Origin of the sequence: Undibacterium sp. FT79W (genome assembly GCF_014284215.1) — a bacterium.
Classification (GTDB): Bacteria; Pseudomonadota; Gammaproteobacteria; order Burkholderiales; family Burkholderiaceae_D; genus Undibacterium; species Undibacterium aquatile.
This window is the reverse complement of the sequence record NZ_JACOGB010000001.1, coordinates 90,886-111,134: the sequence shown is the minus strand read 5'-3', so window position 1 is coordinate 111,134 and position 20,249 is coordinate 90,886. Positions and strand designations below refer to the sequence as shown.

At 49.8% G+C, this 20,249-nt stretch carries 16 protein-coding genes; 3 read left to right on the top strand and 13 right to left on the bottom strand.

What is annotated here, in order from left to right; all coding sequences use genetic code 11:
- The 7 genes from H8K38_RS00480 to H8K38_RS00450 form a co-directional block, all read right to left on the bottom strand.
- On the bottom strand, positions 1-262 hold a 262-nt coding region (locus H8K38_RS00480; RefSeq protein WP_186882834.1), incomplete at its 3' end, for a hypothetical protein.
- 424 nt (positions 263-686) lie between these two features.
- The gene (locus H8K38_RS00475) at positions 687-1,865 is read right to left on the bottom strand and encodes a ribonucleotide-diphosphate reductase subunit beta (protein ID WP_186882833.1); all 1,179 of its coding nucleotides are present in this window, start codon (positions 1,863-1,865) and stop codon (positions 687-689) included.
- 148 nt (positions 1,866-2,013) lie between these two features.
- The gene (locus tag H8K38_RS00470; RefSeq protein WP_186882832.1) at positions 2,014-4,926 is read right to left on the bottom strand and encodes a ribonucleoside-diphosphate reductase subunit alpha; all 2,913 of its coding nucleotides are present in this window, start codon (positions 4,924-4,926) and stop codon (positions 2,014-2,016) included.
- A gap of 522 nt (positions 4,927-5,448) precedes the next feature.
- Positions 5,449-6,888 carry a sigma-54 dependent transcriptional regulator gene (locus H8K38_RS00465; RefSeq protein ID WP_186882831.1) on the bottom strand — a complete coding sequence of 480 codons (1,440 nt, stop codon included), beginning with the start codon at positions 6,886-6,888 and terminating at the stop codon, positions 5,449-5,451.
- Positions 6,885-8,663, bottom strand: coding sequence for a PAS domain-containing sensor histidine kinase (locus H8K38_RS00460; RefSeq protein ID WP_186882830.1), 1,779 nt, complete (start codon positions 8,661-8,663; stop codon positions 6,885-6,887). The genes H8K38_RS00465 and H8K38_RS00460 overlap by 4 nt, the downstream gene beginning before the upstream one ends.
- A gap of 20 nt (positions 8,664-8,683) precedes the next feature.
- Positions 8,684-8,950, bottom strand: a complete 267-nt coding sequence (locus H8K38_RS00455) for a PP0621 family protein (protein ID WP_186882829.1) — start codon at positions 8,948-8,950, stop codon at positions 8,684-8,686.
- The gene (locus H8K38_RS00450) at positions 8,947-9,756 is read right to left on the bottom strand and encodes an inner membrane protein YpjD (RefSeq protein WP_186882828.1); all 810 of its coding nucleotides are present in this window, start codon (positions 9,754-9,756) and stop codon (positions 8,947-8,949) included. The genes H8K38_RS00455 and H8K38_RS00450 overlap by 4 nt, the downstream gene beginning before the upstream one ends.
- Before the next feature lie 252 nt (positions 9,757-10,008).
- Here H8K38_RS00450 and H8K38_RS00445 point away from each other — a divergent pair, with 252 nt between their 5' ends.
- Positions 10,009-12,171 carry a S46 family peptidase gene (locus H8K38_RS00445; protein WP_186882827.1) on the top strand — a complete coding sequence of 721 codons (2,163 nt, stop codon included), beginning with the start codon at positions 10,009-10,011 and terminating at the stop codon, positions 12,169-12,171.
- Between the two features lie 136 nt (positions 12,172-12,307).
- Here the strand turns inward: H8K38_RS00445 and H8K38_RS18300 are convergent, their stop codons facing one another.
- The gene (locus H8K38_RS18300) at positions 12,308-12,439 is read right to left on the bottom strand and encodes a hypothetical protein (protein WP_255422764.1); all 132 of its coding nucleotides are present in this window, start codon (positions 12,437-12,439) and stop codon (positions 12,308-12,310) included.
- A 1-nt stretch (position 12,440) separates the two neighbouring features.
- On the opposite strand from H8K38_RS18300, the gene H8K38_RS00440 reads away from it, so the two are divergent.
- A complete protein-coding gene (locus H8K38_RS00440; protein WP_186882826.1) occupies positions 12,441-13,010 on the top strand; it encodes a YIP1 family protein in 570 nt (189 codons plus the stop codon).
- A gap of 300 nt (positions 13,011-13,310) precedes the next feature.
- On the top strand, positions 13,311-14,099 hold the full coding sequence (locus H8K38_RS00435; RefSeq protein WP_186882825.1) for a type IV pili methyl-accepting chemotaxis transducer N-terminal domain-containing protein: 789 nt from the start codon (positions 13,311-13,313) through the stop codon (positions 14,097-14,099).
- A 38-nt stretch (positions 14,100-14,137) separates the two neighbouring features.
- Here H8K38_RS00435 and H8K38_RS00430 read toward each other — a convergent pair whose 3' ends face one another.
- From H8K38_RS00430 to H8K38_RS00410, 5 genes are all read right to left on the bottom strand, one after another.
- The gene (locus H8K38_RS00430; protein WP_370587037.1) at positions 14,138-15,487 is read right to left on the bottom strand and encodes a sigma-54-dependent transcriptional regulator; all 1,350 of its coding nucleotides are present in this window, start codon (positions 15,485-15,487) and stop codon (positions 14,138-14,140) included.
- Positions 15,488-15,634: 147 nt separating this feature from the next.
- Positions 15,635-17,437 (bottom strand): ATP-binding protein, encoded by a 1,803-nt coding sequence (locus tag H8K38_RS00425; protein WP_186882824.1) that lies wholly within the window; start codon positions 17,435-17,437, stop codon positions 15,635-15,637.
- Positions 17,438-17,490: 53 nt separating this feature from the next.
- Entirely contained in the window at positions 17,491-18,288 is a 798-nt protein-coding gene (locus H8K38_RS00420) for an ABC transporter ATP-binding protein (protein WP_186882823.1), read from the bottom strand.
- A 1-nt stretch (position 18,289) separates the two neighbouring features.
- Complete coding sequence (locus H8K38_RS00415) at positions 18,290-19,108, bottom strand: ABC transporter permease (protein WP_186882822.1); 819 nt, start codon at positions 19,106-19,108, stop codon at positions 18,290-18,292.
- A gap of 115 nt (positions 19,109-19,223) precedes the next feature.
- The gene (locus H8K38_RS00410) at positions 19,224-20,195 is read right to left on the bottom strand and encodes an ABC transporter substrate-binding protein (RefSeq protein WP_186882821.1); all 972 of its coding nucleotides are present in this window, start codon (positions 20,193-20,195) and stop codon (positions 19,224-19,226) included.
- Positions 20,196-20,249 lie beyond the last annotated feature (54 nt).

Here is a 20,249-nt window from a genome sequence, read left to right as displayed (position 1 = left end):
CCACTTTAGCGACGGCTTTCTTCGCTACTGGTTTGGCCGCTGCTTTTGCTGCTGGTTTTGCTGCTACTTTTTTCGCTGCTGGTTTCGCTGCCACTTTAGCGACGGCTTTCTTCGCTACTGGTTTGGCCGCTGCTTTTGCTGCTGGTTTTGCAGCTGCTTTTACTGCCGGCTTCGCTGCTACTTTTTTTGCGACAGCTTTTTTAGCAGTCGTCTTTTTCGCAGAGGCGGAATCGCCCGCTGCCGTTTTTGGTGCTGTTGCCATTTTGTTTCTCCTTCGATAGAGATGGAAAAAATCGGATAAAAATTAAATCCGCTCTATCCTTTCAAGCGGATTATTCATGGGCACAAACATAAACGATGTTTGCGCTAATGAATTCGGCACCGGCTGAACTGCTGCATGCCCTCGATGATGCAGCACTTCAGCCATCAAACTTTCGCTCTGCGATCGTCGTCTGAAGCGATCGATCTGCAACGCCCGCACTACCTGCGTACGTCAATATTAGTTACAGAACTCAAGACACAAAGCCAAAAACCGCAATACCCGATTTCGCCAGGTATTGCGGCACTAACAGTACAAGTAATTTAATCTTTGACTGTCCATTCAGTTTGGTGAGGCCTCTCGAGTTTTACATCTCGTGCAAACCTTGAGTATCCCTTTTCAGGAGGCCGGGGCGCTTATTCAGCAGCTACTCCCAATTGAGGGCTCCGCCTGTTTGATACTCAATCACGCGCGTTTCAAAAAAGTTGCGCTCTTTTTTCAGGTCTATCATTTCGCTCATCCACGGGAAAGGATTTTCTTCCTGAGGGAACAAAACATCAAGACCAATTTGTTGTGCTCTGCGATTTGCGATGAAGCGTAAATATCCTTTGAACATCGGCGCATTTAATCCAAGCACTCCACGCGGCATTGTATCCTCTGCGTAGCGATATTCCAACTCCACCGCGCGCAAAAACAACGATTTAATTTCATCTCTGAATTCCGCTGTCCACAAATGCGGATTTTCCATCTTAATCGTATTGATCAAATCAATACCGAAATTGCAGTGCATCGATTCGTCACGCAAAATGTATTGATACTGTTCAGCTGCACCCATCATTTTATTCTGACGACCCAGCGCCAGAATCTGCGTAAATCCAACATAGAAAAACAGCCCTTCCATCAGACACGCAAAGACAATCAGCGAACGCAGCAATGTCTGATCCGCTTCAGTCGTACCTGTTTTAAATTCAGGGTTCGTCAATACATCGATGAAAGGAATCAGAAACTGATCTTTGTCACGGATGGATTCGATTTCGTTATAAGCGTTAAAAATTTCGCCTTCATCCAAACCCAGTGATTCAACAATATATTGATACGCATGAGTATGAATCGCTTCTTCAAATGCCTGACGCAGCAAATACTGACGGCATTCCGGCGCAGTAATGTGGCGGTAGGTACCCAACACAATATTGTTTGCTGCCAGAGAATCTGCAGTCACGAAGAAACCGAGATTACGTGTCACCAAACGACGCTCATCATCAGTCAGTCCATTTGGATTTTTCCACAATTCAATATCGCGTTGCATATTGATTTCCTGCGGCATCCAGTGATTCGCACAACCAGCCAGATATTTATCCCATGCCCACTTGTATTTGAATGGTACCAGCTGGTTAACGTCTGTCTGTCCATTGATAATCCGTTTGTCGGCAGCGTTCACACGACGCGCGATATCTTCTGCGCTCGCAGAGTCGGCTTTCTTGACCAACGCTGGATTTAGCGCAACTTCCTGTAATTGCAAACCAGCTTGTACATCGCTGCCTGCTGGCCGCACAGTTGATGGCGCTACAGGTGCAGTTGGTGTGGCTTCATCGTCCCAAGATAACATTTTTATTCCTTACAAGATGACACTTTATCTTTGCGCATAAGCAAAAATGTGCCGGACATTGCGAACGATGGATAGCTCACACCGTTCGCTGAAAATTCAATTGATTAGTTCTGTATTTCTGTCAGTTACTGCCTGAGAGCCGACAGCATTACTGACAAGCTTCGCACTCTTCAAAACCTGGGTCACCTGGACGAAGGTAGCAAGCTGCACCTTCCGCTTCAGGGGCGACTGCTGGCGCTGCCGCAACCGGTGCTGCGCTGAATGCGCCCGCACCGCCATCCACCGCAACTGCATTCAACGCACCAGTTTTCGATGTCGATTTTTCGGTATGCGTCGCGCCAATCGTACGCAAGTAATACGTCGTTTTCAGACCACGTAACCAGGCCAGTTTGTAGGTCTCGTCCAATTTTTTACCGGATGCGCCTGCCATATAGATATTCAGGGATTGCGCCTGATCTATCCATTTCTGGCGACGTGAAGCCGCTTCGACCAGCCACGACGGGCTGATCTCAAACGCAGTCGCATACAGTTCGCGTAAATCCTGTGGAATACGATCTATACGTGCCAGGCTGCCATCAAAATACTTCAGATCAGCGATCATCACTTCATCCCACAAGCCGCGTAATTTCAGGTCGCGCACCAGGTGTTCGTTAATTTCAGTGAACTCGCCGGACAAGTTCGATTTCACATACAAATTCTGATAGGTCGGCTCGATACAAGCTGAGACGCCGATGATGTTAGAAATCGTTGCAGTCGGTGCAATCGCAACGCAGTTTGAATTGCGCATACCAAATTGTTTGATGCGATCACGCACCACAGTCCAGTCCATGGTTTCGCTAAAATCTGCTTCCAGATAACCACCACGCTCTTCCGCCAACAACTTCAATGAGTCTTGCGGCAAAATACCTCTATCCCACAGCGAACCTTTATAAGAGCTGTAAGTGCCACGTTCTTCCGCCAGCTCAGTCGATGCCAGATAAGCGTAGTAACACACGGCTTCCATCGAGGTGTCAGCAAACTGCACCGCTTCATTCGATGCATAAGGCACGCGCATCATGTGCAGGCAATCCTGGAAGCCCATGATACCCATGCCGACCGGACGGTGACGCAGATTGGAATCGCGTGCTTTTTGTACGGCGTAGTAGTTAATATCAATCACGTTATCGAGCATACGCATCGCGGTACGGATCGTTTTTTGCAGTTTGACGTGATCCAGTTTGCCATTCTTCATGTGCGCTGGCAGGTTAACCGAGCCCAGATTACATACGGCGATCTCGCTCTCATTGGTATTGAGCGTGATCTCGGTACACAAATTCGACGAGTGCACCACACCTACATGCTGCTGCGGGCTGCGGATATTGCAAGGGTCTTTGAACGTGATCCATGGATGTCCTGTTTCAAACAACATGGACAGCATTTTGCGCCAGAGGTCGAGTGCCGGGATTTTTTTCGACAATTCGATTTCACCAGAAGTCGCTTTGGCTTCGTAAGCGAGGTAAGCACTTTCAAATGCCTTACCGAATTTATCATGCAGATCCGGTACATCGGATGGAGAGAACAGTGTCCATTCGCCTTTTTCCATCACGCGCTTCATGAACAGATCAGGAATCCAGTTGGCGGTATTCATGTCATGCGTACGGCGACGGTCATCGCCAGTGTTCTTACGCAGATCGAGGAACTCCTCAATATCCATATGCCAGGTTTCGAGGTAGGCGCAGACCGCACCTTTACGTTTACCACCCTGATTGACCGCAACAGCGGTGTCGTTGACCACTTTCAGGAACGGCACCACACCTTGGGATTTACCATTCGTGCCTTTGATGTGCGCGCCCAGTGAGCGTACAGGTGTCCAGTCATTACCCAGACCACCGGCATATTTCGCCAACAAAGCATTTTCTTTGAGCGCGTCATAAATACTGGCCAGATCATCAGAGACCGTAGTCAGGTAGCAGGACGACAATTGCGAACGTTGTGTGCCGGAGTTAAATAGTGTCGGTGTCGAGCTCATGAAATCAAAGCTGGACAACAGGTGATAGAACTCGATGGCACGGGCGTTACGATCTTTTTCTTCCAATGCCAGGCCCATCGCCACGCGCATATAAAAAGCCTGCGGCATTTCAATACGGGTGCCGCGGACATGCAGGAAATAACGGTCATACAAAGTCTGCAAACCGATATAGCTGAATTGCAGATCGCGGTCAGCGACCAATGCTTTTGCCAGACGGTCCAGATCAAATTCCGCCAATTTTGTATCCAGTAATTCGGCAGCAATACCTTTCTGGATAAATTGCGGGAAATAGCGAATGTATTCGGCGGCGGCATCCTGCTGAGCCACCTCTTTGCCGAAGACTTCTTTACGCACTGTGTGCAACAGCAGGCGGGAAGTCACCTGGCTGTAGGCTGGTTCTTTCTCCATCAAAGCGCGCGCAGCCAGAATCGCTGATTTATGCAATTCCTCGACAGGCACGCCGTCGTACAAGTTCTTCAATGTTTCAGTCAGGATCGCTTCTGCATCTGCCAGTTTGTCGAGACCAACGCAAGCAGCAGTAATAAGGGCACGAACTTTTTCAATGTCGAGGATGACTTTTTCACCGTCAATAACCACATGAATTTGCGGCAGTTTTGCCTGTGAGGCTTGTTGCGCTTCGCGTTGCAGGCGACGTTCTTCCTGATGTTTGGCACGATACAGCACATAAGAACGGGCAACATCATGCTCACCGGAACGCATCAGCGCCAGTTCAACCTGATCCTGAATATCTTCAATATGAAACGTGCCGCCGGTTGGCTGTCTGCGCAGCAATGCCGCAACAACCGTCGAAGTCAGTTGCTCAACGAGTTCACGGATACGGGCAGAGGCTGCGCCTTGACCACCGTTGACGGCCAGGAATGCCTTCGTCATCGCGATCGCAATTTTTTGCGGCTCAAAACCAACTACGGCACCATTACGGCGAATAACCCGGTGCTCGCTGTATCCGCTGCCAGCACTCACCTGAACGGCGTTGCCGCTTGCGGAGCTTAGATCGGAATGAGATGGCGTTGATGTTTCCATTGAAGAGTGCATTGAACCTCCAGAGTCGGTGATATCTTGAGTCGTTCATGACCTCAGACGATCATGAAACGCTCGGGTTAACTGAATGTTGCGCCTTATTACAAACTAGCTTTACACGGAAAACGGCCGTGTTATTTCTTCATTTTTAAATCAATTGCTGCGAAAAAGGGGAATGTGAAGCAAGAAAGGTAAAACAAGAAAAACTACTATATATAGTGCACAAATAATTTATAGCCCTAATTCTAGTACCCGATGCTAAGGTGTGCAACCGCTTTATTTGCTAATTTTTCAGTAATTTTTTTGTGCAGGCGATTGACTTTCACAGATGATCAGAAATCTGCAGCAAGCTGAGTAAGTGAGTGCTAACAGAAAATAGTCACACCGCTTGCAGGATCTTTATCTATCGGCTTTCAGCATCATTCACAACAAGACTGCAACGAGGCGAAGCAGATCTTAGGGCGCAAGCAAAGTGACACTGGCCACATGCGTCGGCGTGAAAGCGGGCGCACAGCGCCAATTGAATTCCCGGGAAAACTAATCCTGAATTTTTAATTTCTGTATCTGGTAACGCAACTGCCTGAAGCTGACGCCGAGCAGCTCCGCCGCCTGGGTCCGGTTATGCCGGGTCTGCTCCAAAGCCCGCATAATCATTTCGCGTTCGATATTCTCCAGATACTCAGGCAAGGAGCAAGGAAGCGTAGGGGGAGAAAAAACGTCTTCATCTTTCGTTGATATAGCCTCGGTAATGATCTGCTCAGGCTGCACAACATCATCAACATGCTGTTCCGTTGGTGGTTTTTTATGATTGCGTAAGGCCAGGTCGGCCACTTGTATACAACCATCGTTGGCAAACGCGAGTGCCCGCTCAAGTATGTTTTCCAGTTCACGGACATTGCCGGGGAAATCATAAGCACGTAAAGCTTGCAATGCTGCTGGTGACAAGGTGACATCACCGCCAGCGAGCTTACGTAATATCGCAGCAGATAAATCGGCAATGTCGTCAAGACGCTCACGCAACGGCGGCAAGTGCAGCTCAATGACATTTAAGCGGTAATACAAGTCCTGCCGGAATCGCCCTTCGTCTACGCAGGTACTCAGATTCTGATGGGTTGCACTGATAATCCTGACATCGACGGACTCTTCCAGTGTTGCGCCGACTTTGCGAATACGGCGCTCCTGAATTGCCCGCAACAACTTCACCTGCATCGCCAGCGGCAAATCGGCGACCTCATCCAGCATCAGCGTGCCGCCATTTGCGGCCTGAAAAAATCCTTCACGATCATCTGCGGCCCCGGTAAAAGCACCTTTACGATAACCGAAAAATTCCGCTTCCATTAACGTCTCAGGAATTGCTCCACAATTAACCGCAATAAACGGCTTGCCAGCGCGCGAACTGGATGTGTGAATCTCACGTGCTGCCAGCTCTTTCCCGCTGCCAGATTCCCCGGTAATAATGACCGGTGCCATGCTACGCGCCAGACGACTGATTTGTGCCCGGACGTCCTGCATACCTGGCGATGAGCCAATCAGAAACGAGGCTGGCGTCATTTCACAGACATCGGATACCACTTCGGATTCCGCATTGACCAGATTTATTTCCAGCGCAGAACGCACCAGTTTGCGTAAATGATCAAGAGCCACAGGCTTGGAAACATAATCAAACGCCCCAGCCTTCAGTGCAATCACCGCATTATCGGTGCTGCCAAAGGCCGTAATCACCGCGATCGGGGTATTTTTATAATGAAGATTAACCTCTTCCACTAACTCCATTCCCGAACCATCGGGCAAACGCATGTCGGTCAACACCAACGAATAGCAGTTTTTGGCTAGCAGCGTTCTGGCGATATCCAGATTTTCGGCGCTATCAACATCCAGCCCCATTTTAATCAGCGTGATCTCTAACAACTCGCGCAAATGCGCCTCATCATCCACCACCAAGATGCGTGGACAAGTGTTGCCGCTAGTGTTGCTCATGCGTTTAATCCAGAAAAATTAATCACGAAACGCCCCTTAGGTTCACTGTCTTCAGCATCGCTGTGATCGACACGATATTCATAATCTAGCAAGGCTTTGTTATTCAGGCATAATTCCCGCGCCATATACAAGCCCAGACCCGTTCCCATCCGGGATGTCGTATAAAAGGGTTCAAATAAATGCGCACGGACTTCAAAACTGATAGCGGGACCGTCATCCTGAATATGCAACTCCTGCCGGCCGCCAGGATTTATCATGGCATACAAACGAATGCTGCCAGAGCGACCGCTCGCATACCGGATTGCATTCGACAGCAAGTTTGAAACGATTTCAGTCAAATGACCAGGATCGAAGCTGACTTTGAAATCTACTTCATGAGCAACGTCGATCAGATCGGGGGCGACTTGTTTTATCTCGACGAAATCCTGCACGCACTGGCGCACCAGCGGCATCAGGAAATAAGGCTCCACATCATTGCGCGCCTTACGTGAGAGCTTCAGAATATCTTCGATCAACTGATTTAAGCGTCCGACATTATCGTCAACAATTTTTAAGAGACGTTTGGCCTGCTCTTTATTGTCCTCTATGTGAGCAATATCTTCGTTCAACAAAGAGGCTGCATAAGAAATGGACGACAGCGGATTTCTGACTTCATGCGCAATACTGGCAGTCAGACGTCCCATCGAGGCCAGTTTCAATTGCTGCGCATGATTCTCAATATCCGACACATCCTGCATAAAAATAACGGTGTAATCATTCGCAGATGCCTGCAGACCAGTTTCATTCGCATCCTTGACGATAATCATCCGCAATTTCAGATGCGTGACAAAATGCGGTCGCTCTGATCTGAAACCAAAACTGCTGTGTTCAAAACCTGAGCGCGGTATCGCTGAGCCGGAAACACTTCCTTTACTTTCATCCAGGTAGCAGGGAATAGAAACAAATGAAATCTCATCTTCCAATTCTCTGGGCGTCTTACCCGCATTGCGGATCTGGATATCAGCCAAGGTGTCGACCATAGGACGCAAAGCGATGACATCTGCCAATTTGACGCCAATCATGCCTTTTTTGAGATTTCCCCCGAGCATACGTTCTGCGGCCGGATTCATCTCAAACATGCGCCCGGAATGATCAAGCACCAGTATTCCATCATCCATATCCGCGATCACCAGACGATTAATCGCCTGCTGCATCACTAATTCATTTCCACGCAGTGCCGCGAGTTGCTCCTGGCGGATAAGATTACTCGCGAGACGATTCACCACGTACACAACCGCAAAATAGGATGCGCCGAATAAACCGGCCTGAGAAACCAGACTGCCATCATCTAACTCAAGGGAACGGTACATCCCTTCGCTCAACAACAACAAACTGACAAGCGAACAGAAAAAGAAAGCCCACAATAAAGGCGCCAGAATTGAAACGCCTGCCAGAGGAAACAAAAATAAGATATTGAAGCCTCCACGCCCGCCACCGGAGCCGAGATAAAGCAAGGAAATGATGATGATGTCGAGCGTAATCTGCGACAGCAGTTGCAAAATGAAATGCCGAGTGTGTACGACTTTGAGTATCGTAAAGCCCAGACTGGAAATTAAGTAGGCGGTACAAATATCAATGGCAAACACATGGGAAAATACCCAGATATCTTTGGTACTGCGTAAATTGAGCAGCAACAAAAGACTGATCGCAATGATCACCCGGGAAATATTCAGGGTTTGCAGGGATCGCCAGAACGAGGGCGTCGGCTCAGGAAAAACAGAAAAAGTCGCTGCCATGGGTTCAGCTTATTTCTGAACTAGTGCAAATCAGCGTGCGCTGAAGAACAATAGGTTTGCTGCTCCCGGATAACGGCTTCAGAAGCTGGTAAATAAATCTGACAATGCGCACAGCAAACCATGGTTTCTACTGGTGCAGCGGTCGTCGCCGGCATATCAAATGACGACGCATCGGATGTCGTTTCAGCATTCCGGCTGCGCATGCTGTCCTGAGACAAAGGTTTAGCTTTTTTACGTATCGCCAGAATGACCAACACGCCCAATACCAGCCACATCAGCAATTTCATACCAGACTCCTGTGCAACACCACTTCCAGCACGAAACGACTACCAACATACGCGAGCAATAAGGTCAGGAAACCGGACAACGTGAAATTCAATACAGTTTTTCCACGCCAGCCGCGCCACCGGCGCCCTACCAGCAAGATGGCAAACAACAGCCATGACAATAACGACAAGATGGTTTTATGATCCCACTTAAATGCTACGCCCAGCACCTGCTCAGAAAACACGATACCAGACAATACGGTCAGGCTGAGTAATACAAATCCGACAGAAATCAGTCTGAACAAGACCTTTTCCATCGTCAGTAAGGCCGGCAATTTATCAATCACCGCACTCAGCCATGGCTGCAAGGTGCGTGAACGCAATTTATGCAAATGTTTGTCTTGCAGACTCATGATCGCCGCGTGAAACGCCGCGATAGTCAACGTGCTGTAGGCCAGCAAAGCGATGCTGACATGCCATGGAAACATCGCTGTTTTCCCTGTCAGTGCAATCACTGCCCCCGGAAAAAATACGGGCAGGATAGAAAATCCTGCTGCAGGCGGAAATAATAAAAACTTCAAACCATCGAGTGAAAAATTACGATTCTCTATCAGATACACAGAGACGGTCACCCATAGCGCAGCCGATAACATGGTCGCAAAACCGATACGTAAAGCATCATCCGCAAACACCGCCAGCCATAATGAAGCGGCATGCAGCAACCACGCAAGGACGCTGACACTGGCACCAACGATGCGCTGCGGGAACGGAATAAAAACAGCGGCCAGATAGAGGACGACCACCAGAAAAGATAAATAGATTTGCATCAGCTAAGTTTACACCATGTCGCCTTAAAAATTGATGTTCGCTTGCATACTGACTGCATTTCCGACGCCGACTGAAAATTGAAATGTCTGAAAAATCCCGAAACAAGCGATCGCATCAGGATTAATTGCAGAAATTAGACGTTAATTTGAACTTTTCGGAATTTTTCGCGACTAAACTCGCTGTGTCCAGTATTCATATACTGAGCCAAGGGATAGACTCACTTCGTTTTCTCACTTTTCAATAATAAAACCATGAAAAAGACACTCATTACGCTGGCAGTTCTGAGCACAGCCTCAGTCGCCTATGCCGACGAAGGCATGTGGATGCCACAACAGCTGCCACAAGTAGCTAAAGAGCTGAAAGCCGCCGGTTTAAAACTGGATCCGGCAAGCTTAACCAAACTGACAGAATTCCCTATGGGCGCCATCGTCAGTCTCGGTGGTTGTTCGGCTTCTTTTGTTTCACCACAAGGTCTGGTTGCAACCAACCATCATTGCGTTTATGGCAGCGTGGCGTACAACTCCAAGCCTGAGCGCAATCTGCTGGCGAATGGTTTCCTGGCAAATACGCTGACAGAAGAATTACCGGCAGCACCCGGCTCACGTATTTTTGTCACCAAAGAAGTGACCAATGTTTCGGACAAAATTATCAGCAAAGATGTTGCGAAACTGGAAGGCAAAAAGCGCGTTGACGCAATAGAAAAAAACTCCAAAGCCTTGGTTGCCGAATGCGAAAAAGATGCCGGTCACCGTTGCAACGTCTATCCATACTATGGCGGTCTTGAGTTTTACATGATCAAACAGATGGAAATCCGCGACGTCCGTCTGGTACACGCACCTGCCGAAGGTGTCGGCAAATTCGGTGGTGATACGGATAACTGGATGTGGCCACGTCACACCGGCGACTATGGTTTCTACCGCGCCTATGTCAGCAAAGATGGCAAAGCCGCTGACTACAGCAAGGATAACGTTCCTTACGTTCCTAAACATTACCTGAAACTGGCAAAAGACGGCTTGTCTGAAGGCGATTTCGTCATGGTACTGGGCTACCCTGGCCGCACTAACCGTCACCGTCTGCCATCTGAAGTCGCGTACACATTTGACTGGAGCTATCCTGCATTCGTCAAAGCTTCCGGTGAGTCACTCGCGATCATCGCTAAAGAAACCGCCAATGATCCTGACGCCAAGCTGAAATATGCCAGCCAGGTTGCCGGTATCAACAATTACTACAAAAACCGTCAGGGCATGCTGGACAGTTATGCTGGCAGCGATTTTCTTGCCCGTAAAACCAAAGAGCATGAAGAGTTGAAAGCATGGATCAATAGCAATCCGGCCCGCGCAAAAGAATTTGCCAGCGATATTGCGGATGTAGAAAAACTGATCGCTCAGCGCGATGCGCAAGGCAAACGTGAATTTTTCCTCGACCGTTCGTATCCGCGTCTGCTGAGCACTGCCCGCAGTCTGTATCGTCTGGCAAATGAAACGACGAAACCGGATGCTGAGCGCAAAGCTGGCTTTCAGGTCCGCGACCTGCCACGCTTTAAAGCAGGTGTAGAAGCAGTTGAGCGCAACTATGTAGAGAAGGTCGATAAAGCGCTGGTACTGAACAGTCTGAGCCAATACGCTGCACTGCCAAAAGATCAGCGCAGCGCTAACTTCGATGCGGCAATTGGCATCAAAGACGGCATGAACGAAGCTGACCTGAAAGCCTTGCTGGATAACTTGTATGCCAGCAGCAAACTGGGTGATAAAGCGACACGTGCAGCCTGGCTGAGCGCTAAACCTGAAGACTTTAAATCCAGCAACGACAGCTTCATCAAAGCAGCGGTAGCAATGTATGAAGGCGGTCTGAAACACGAAGCGGAAGACGAAGAACTGGCAGGTAAAATCCAACAAGCCTATGCCAACTACATGAAAGCAAAAATCGCCTTCATGAAGAGCAAAGGACAAGCGGTTTACCCTGATGCGAACAGCACATTGCGCGTGACATTCGGTAAAGTGGCTGGACGCGATCACGGCACAGCCGATGGTCTGGCATGGTCTGCATTCACCACAGTCAACGGTATTCCGCCAAAAGCCACAGGCCAGGGTGAATTCAATGCGCCTGCTGCTCAGCTGGCCGCAATCAAAGCCAAAGACTTCGGAAAATATGTTGATCCTAAGTTGAAAGCAGTGCCTCTCGCCTATCTGGCAACACTTGATATCACTGGTGGCAATTCCGGCTCTGCTGCGCTGAATGCAAAAGGTGAATTCATCGGCCTGGCCTTTGATGGCACACTCGACTCCATCATCTCTGACTGGGATTACAACAAAGCAAATACACGTTCGATTCAGGTCGATCTGCGCTACATGTTATGGCAAATGAAACATGTCGATAAAGCAGACAAACTGATCAAGGAAATGGGCGCAGAATAATTCGCCTTGCTTCTCACCAAAAGCCACGCGGTCAGCGTGGCTTTTTTTTTGTTGCGCATGATTGCCGACGATGACCCACAAAGACTGATTCTTCATACAGCACAGCCTATCGTTTCCTTGACTTTCTCTGCTTATTTCATACATTGGTATAAATTCTGTGCATCAGTAATTCCCCTGGCGGATGCCCGCTGCACGAGTTCACTGATTGGTGAGCAGCCAGACTGACACCGATATCCATCAAAGCACAATAAGGATAAGGACGAGACATTATGAATCTGCTGAATCTGGGAAAAATGCCATTTTCATTTCATGGCGGCTGGGATACGGTGAGTAAGATTCACCCTTCTGTGATCCGTAGTTTTCTGTTGCTGGTGTTGCCATGCTCATTGATACCACCGCTCGCATTACTGTATGCGGGCAGTCATCATGCCGCCTTATACTGGGTTGATGCGCCTTACCTGCGCTGGCTTGATGTGGCTGCCGTTTTTCTGGTCATGGAATTAATGACCGTACCGCTGATGGGCTGGCTGATTCGCAAGCTGGCGAAAGATCATCAGGTGACCATGGACTTTCAGGATAGTTTTCTGCTGGCCAGCATTACTGCGGTGCCGATGTGGTTATCCAGCCTGGGCTTGTTATCCGCCGATCTCTGGCTGGTGATCGCCTGCGTGATTATGGGTCTGCTATTGGCGGCCAGCGTGCTGTATCATGGCCTGTATGCGATTTTGAAATTAGAAGATACCGTTGATGCGCAAGTCATGGGCTACAAAATTTTCTCTTTCGGTGGCATCGTCTGGATCATGCTCTGTAGTTTCGTCGCATTGCCACTGATGTGGTAAAACCTGCCGCCACGCGGGCTAACACGCGTTAGCTCGTCAGCGCCTTCCCCTGATGCCGGACATGCTGCATCTCAGCCTACGTGTCCGGCTTCCCATTACCAGATACTCCCCCCTCTTTTTTCGTAAAAAGCCTTATTGTCGGCATCAATAAAAGGCCTGCTCAGATACTCCCCGGAGTATCTTGATAAGCCGGAAGCCGCCCCGCATCCGGCATTTGCCTTGCCGCGTCTAGTTCCAATGACGAATAGACGCGCACTCCCCCACCCCTTAGCATCCTCAGGGTCATTCGGGAGAGCAATCATGAAACGCAGAACCTTCATCTTCACCAGCCTGGTCCTCAGCAGCGGACTGATATTGCCGGCGTCGGCACAAGTGAATAACATCAGTGATGCGATCAATAAAGCCGGACGACAGCGCATGCTGGCACAGCGGCTGGCGAAAGCCTATTTGCAGTTAGGCATGGACATCGATGCCGAACACGCCAGAAAAATTCTGGATCAGTCCTTATCCGTATTTGATCGCCAGCTGGTGGAATTACGGACCTTCGCGCCGAATCCCGACATCAAATCACGCCTGAGCGAAGCCGAAAAAATCTGGCTCGATTACAAACAATTATTGGTGGGAAAAGCACCCAACAAGACCGATGGCAAAAGCATCCTCGTATCGAGCGACAAGCTGATGCAACTGGCCGATGACAGCACACTGCAGCTGGAAAAACTTGCCGGAAACAGCAGCGGTAAATGGGTCAACCTCGCCGGTCGGCAAAGGATGTTGTCGCAGAAAATGGCCAAGCTTTATTTAGGTCGGCAATGGAATGTCGCGCCAGCCGACGCCAGCACTCTGCTCGACAGCGCGCGCAGAGAATTCGTCGCGGCCCAGAACGCGCTGAAGAACGCGCCAGTCAACACCGCAAAAATTAAAGATGAGCTTGAACTGGCGCAGCAGCAATGGCTATTTTTCGACCTTGCCCTGCAACAAGCGGATGATGCTAAAACGCGGCATCAGTCTGCCATCAATGTTGCCACCAGCAGTGATCGCATTCTGGAACAGATGGATAAAGTCACCAGCCTGTATCAGCAACTCAGCTAAATACTAAGCGCGCCCGGTTTTGTTATCAGCGCACTCACTTAATTCAGCTGATATTTTTTAAGTTTGTCGTACAGGGTTTTTTTAGGAATACCGAGACTGTCAGCTGCCAGCGCAACATTCGACTGATGCGTACGCAGCGCCTGTGCGATCAGCGATGCTTCGATAGCCTCGAGTTTTTTCGGCAGACTGTTCGCATCCGGCAGCGGCTGTTTATCAGTCGCGTTTTCGTTCACATATTCACTCTCGTTCTGACTCTGCATATCAGCGACACCGAGCACCAGCTTGTCTGCAAAATTGCGTAATTCACGCACATTACCGACCCAGTCGCGTTGCTGCCAGAGCTGCATTTCGGCCGCACTCCATTCCGGCAGCGGGCGTTGAAAACGCTGTGCTGCACCTTGTAAAAAATGCGCCAGTAACAGGGGAATATCTTCGCGTCTGTCATTCAGGCGCGGCAGATACACATGCACGATCGCCAGGCGGAAATACAGATCTTCGCGGAATTTATTTTCTGCGCTCAGCGCCAGCAAATCGGTTTTGGTTGCGGCGATAATCCGGCAATCGAGTTCGATCAGATTGTTGCCGCCCAGTCGTTCCAGTCGGCGCTCCTGCAACACGCGTAACAGCTTGACTTGCATCGCCAATGGCATGCTTTCGATTTCATCGAGAAATACCGTACCACCGTTAGCGTATTCAAGCTTGCCGATACGACGTTTTTGCGCACCGGTAAAAGCGCCCGCCTCATGTCCGAAAATTTCGCTTTCAAATACGGATTCAGGCAGTGCGCCGCAATTGATCGCGACAAATACGCCCGCCCGGCCACTCGCCAGATGCAACTGGCGCGCCACCACTTCTTTACCGGTGCCGGTCGCACCGTGAATCAGCACGTCGGCTGGCGTCGGTCCGATATTGCGGATGAAATGGCGGATTTTTTCGATTGCCGCGGACTGCCCGATCAGCTCAGGCATCGCCGGACGATTCGCCAGCGTTTGTTTCAGTTGCTGATTTTCCAGCACCAGACGGCGTTTTTCCTGCGCGCGCAAACAGGTATTGAGCAAGCGCTCGGCCGAGAACGGCTTTTCTATGAAATCGTACGCACCGGCGCGCATCGCCTCTACCGCCATACTGACGTCGCCATGTCCGGTAATCACGATCACCGGTAAATCTTTATCCGCAGCGACCAACTCGGCCAGTAAATCCAGCCCGGATTTTCCCGTTAAGCGCACATCCGTCACCACGATCCCGCTAAAGCCTGCGGACAATTGCGCCTGCGCCGCTTCTGCGCTGGCAAAAGCAGCGACGGTAAAGCCACCCAGTTCCAACGTCTGCGTGGTTGCCAGACGTACGGCTTGTTCATCTTCAATTAATACAACCGACAAAGCTGACACAATTTATTCCTCTCAATAGCGCTGATTATTCTGGCTGCGAATGCCAGGAAAATCAGATACTCCCCCCTCATTTTAACTTTTTCGGTCTAACCTCAAGGAAAACAAAGGACAAAAAAATATACTACCCCCAGTATTATTCTGGCAAAGTTATTCTGGCAAAACGGGCAATCGGATCACGAACTGGGCTCCGCCATGAATATGATTGCCCGCATGCAGGCTGCCATTCATCGCCTGCACAATAGAAGACGAAATCGCCAACCCCAGTCCCAAGCCTTTACCGCTGGGCTTGGTGGTGAAAAACGGTTCAAACAAATGGCTAATCACATCTTCTGGCAAACCCGCGCCGCTGTCGATAATCTGCAGGCTGATGTGCTCATCTGTTAATTCCAGCAGTACCTCAATTTTTTTTAACGCTGCTGTTTCCACCGCGTCCAGCGCATTTCTGAGCAGGTTGATCAAGACCTGTTCTATCCGCACATTATCGCCCAGCACCAGTACCTTCTCTGGCATCGCCAGTTGTACCTCCACCTTGAGCCGCTCAATATCGCTCTGCAACATCGCGATGGACGCGTGCACGGCGGAACACACATCGACCGCGCCCAGTTGCCCGCTGCTCTTTCTGGCAAATCCTTTGAGCTGAGCGATGATGGAACCCATACGTGCGCTGGCGTCGCTGATATGCTGCAAGTTCGCTACCGCCTCATCGGTTTTGCCGCGCTGCAGATAAGTCGCCGCGTTGTCGGCAAATGCGCGGATGGCGGTCAGCGGTTGATTCAGTTCGTGGGTGATTCCTGCCGCCATTTGCCCCAGCATCGCCAGCTTACCTGTCTGCACCATTTCATTCTGCGTCGAACGCAGCACTTGTTCTGTCGTCTGCAATTTATGGAACTGCTCTTCGAGCTGCGTATTCGCAAGCATTAAATCACCGGTGCGCTGCGCAATTTTTAATTCGAGTTCATCAGCTGCGCGCTGTAAAGCAATTGCCGCCGCTTGTCGTTCCTCAATGCGGCGCTGGCGCTGATAATAAACACCGGCAACGGTCGCTGCGAGCACCAGCAACAACATGGAAATCACCGCCGCCTGCACACCTGCCTGCACCACCTTGCTTTCATCAGGAAACAACATCAGTTGCCAGCCAAGACGACCAATCGGACGCGTCAGATAATCACCAAAGCCAGCCTGATCTTTTTTGGGCAGGCTAGTGATGGCCGTAACCGGCTTACCGGAATATTGCAAGGTCGCCTGAATATCATTTAAAACATCTTTATCCAGCAAACGCAGACTGCGATAGCGCCATTCGTTGCGGTTACTTAAAAATATCACACCATTGCGATCAGTCAGTGCAATAGGTTCATTATTGCTGCGCCAGGATTTCTGAAATTCATCCAGACTGATCTTGACCGTAATCACACCGACAGGCGCACTATGCCCGCGTTGCGCAGCCGACGCATAAACCGGTTGGGAAATAAAATAGCCTGGAATACTGGTGGTGTTACCAACCGCATAAAAGTGGCCTGCCGAACCACTCTTCGCCATCGCATCCTGAAAGTAGGGGCGGAAGCTGAAATTTTTTCCTATGTAACTTTGCGCACTGTTCCAATTGCTGGCAGCGATCGTCAGACCTTGCGCATCCATCAGATAAATCGCGGCAATTTTTGCCTGCTGCTGCATGTCCTGCAGCGTCAGATTTAATTGCTGCACCAGCGCTTTGTCAGCAGGATTCGCGAGTACCTGCGCGGCTAACGGCAGATACGAAATCGAGTACGGCAAAGTCTCGTAGCGCTCGAGCACAGACTCCAGATCCAATGCAATGATTTGCAGTTGCCTGTCCCCGGCCAGACGGATTTCACTTTTTTCTTTTTGTGCGAAAAATAAATAAGCAAAAAAAATCAGCGCCACACTACATGCCGCACTGAGACACATAGTAATGATGCGCTGATGAGAGTTCATATGTTATTCAAGAACCTGCTTTTGCCATCGCAGTGATGGCATGACGGGCATGTTTAATCGACGGCAGCCATTTTCAGTTCATCATTATGATGACGTTGCTGCTCTTCCATGACGAGCTGTCCGAGTTCACGTTTCAAGGCGTTGAATTCAGCCGCAGACGGGTCACGCAAACGTGGCAGGTCGATCAGAATATCTTTCTTCACGGTGCCCGGACGATAGGTCATGACGATAATCCGGTCGGCCAGATAAATCGCTTCTTCGATACTGTGCGTCACAAAAATAATGGTCTTTTTCAGCTCCGCCCAGAGACGCAGCAACTCATCCTGCAGATTACGGCGGGTCAGTGCATCCAACGCACCAAACGGCTCATCCATCAACATGATCGGTGAATCCAGCGCCAGTACACGGGCAATCGCGACACGCTGACGCATACCACCGGACAAATCTTTAGGAAAGCGCTGTTTGAAATCGGCCAGACCCAGCATCTCGAGTAATTTGCTGACGCGTGAGGCGATATCGGCTTTTCCCATACCTTTAATTTCCAGTCCGAAAGCGATATTTTGCTCAACGGTCATCCAGGGAAATAAAGCATATTCCTGAAACACCATGCCGCGATCCGGGCCTGGTTCAGTCACGGTTTTTCCATTCGCAATAATGCTGCCGGACGACGGCAAAGAAAAACCGGCAATCGCATTCAGCAAGGTCGATTTACCGCAACCGGAAGGGCCAAGCAGACAAACAAACTGCCCTTCAGGAATTTCCAGATTAATGTCGCGCAGGGCGACGACTTCTTTGTCTGCAGTCTTGAAGATTTTATTGACCGCATTCACTTTGATATGTGTGGGATTCATCTCAGTTCTCCAATCCACGGTGCCAGCGCAGTAAATAGTTATTTAATTTATTCATCGCCAGATCAATTGCCAGACCCAGCATACCGATACTGATCATGCCGGCGATAATTTTGTCCGACCAGAAATACTCACGCGCTTCGAGAATCCGGAAACCCAGACCGTTATTCACCGCAATCATTTCAGAAACGATCACGACAATGAAAGCGGTACCGATACCGATACGCACCCCCGATAAAATATACGGCACAGCCGCAGGCAGCATAACCCGTACAAACATTGTGCTCTGGCTGGCACCGAGATTGCGGGCCGCGCGGATGTAGATCCCGTCAACATGACGCACACCGGCAATCGTATTCATCAATACTGGGAAAAACGCGCCAATCGCGATCAGGAAAATTGCCGGCGGATTACCGAGTCCGAACCAGAGGATAGACAAAGGAATATACGCAATCGGCGGAATCGGACGCAACACCTGCATCAATGGATTCATCCAGGCATAGACGCGCTGGCTTGATCCCATCGCCAGCCCCAGCGGCAATGCAAGCCCGGCACCGACCACAAAACCAACCAGCACACGATACATACTACCGATGGTGTCACGAACCAGTTCGCCGGAAAATGCCCATGACAAACGGCTCATGGTCACCGGGTCGTACGCTTCCAGCGGCAATGCGTACTCTATCCATTTTTTCACCACGGCTACCGGTGAAGGTAATACTTGCGGATTGACCCAGCCATTGCTGGTGACGATTTGCCAGATCGCGATGAGGATGGCGGGCACAATCAGACCCGCGCCAATTTCACGCCATTTGAATTTCATTTGTTATCCTTAGAAAAGAGAAACAGAAGCAGTGTCAGGGAATAGCAAGAGACTTGCTTCTGTTCTGAATGTTGCAGGCTGATGCTGTGCCGGGAGTACCAGGGCTTACCGGTACTTATTTAATGTTCAGACTTTTCTTCGCTTGCTCAAGCAAATCTGTTTTGACCCATTCTTTTGCCACTGGCGGCTTGCTCATTTTGCCGATGCCGTATTTTTGCATCAGATCCGTCGTGACCTGAATATGCTCCACAGACATATCGTAAGAGTAAGGTGAATTTCCTATCGCATTCACAAAGTCTTCGTGGCTGACCTGACCTTTGAACATACTTTCGCGCACATATTTTTCAGCCAGATCTCTGTTGTCGATGAAGGCTTTTGTCGCTTCAACGAAACAACGCATGAATTTTTCAGCGACAGGGCGACGCTCTTTGTAAAACTTCTCAGTCATCACCATCGCACGTACTGGTTCACCCAGCGGAGTATCGTAAGGCTTGATGACCTCTTTACCGAAGCCTTTACCAATCGACTGTGAAGAGTAAGGTTCAGACTGCATCATCGCATCGATATTTTTACCCAGCAAAGCCTGATTCAGATCAGGAAAACCGAGGTAAATAATCTGCACATCTTTACCAGGCTGATCGGAATACGTCAGCCCATTCTGCGACAACTCGGCGGCCAGCAAAATATCCTGAATGCCACCGCGCGTGACACCCACTTTTTTGCCTTTCAGATCCTTGACCGTTTTAACGCTGAGATCAGCACGAGCGACAAGGCGCGCACCACCTTTAGCAAAACCGGCCACCACATAAATTGGTGTGCCGCTGGCGCGACCAGAAATCGCCGCTTCAGAAGAGACTGCGCCGACATCCAGCTCTCCGGCGATCACTGCCTGCATCGCATCGAGGCCTTTGGAAAAAACGCGCTCTTCTACTTTCAGACCGCATTTCGGTGCGATTTCTTTGATGTAGGATACCGCACCATAATGGGCGAATTTGAGGTTACCGAGACGGACAACTTCCTGTGCCTGAGCACTGCCAGCCAATGCCAGAGGAATCACGGCGGCTATCGTCAATACTTTCTTCAACATACTATCTCCTTATGATTTTTTCGATAACGTTGATGTCAACACGGATCTATCAGC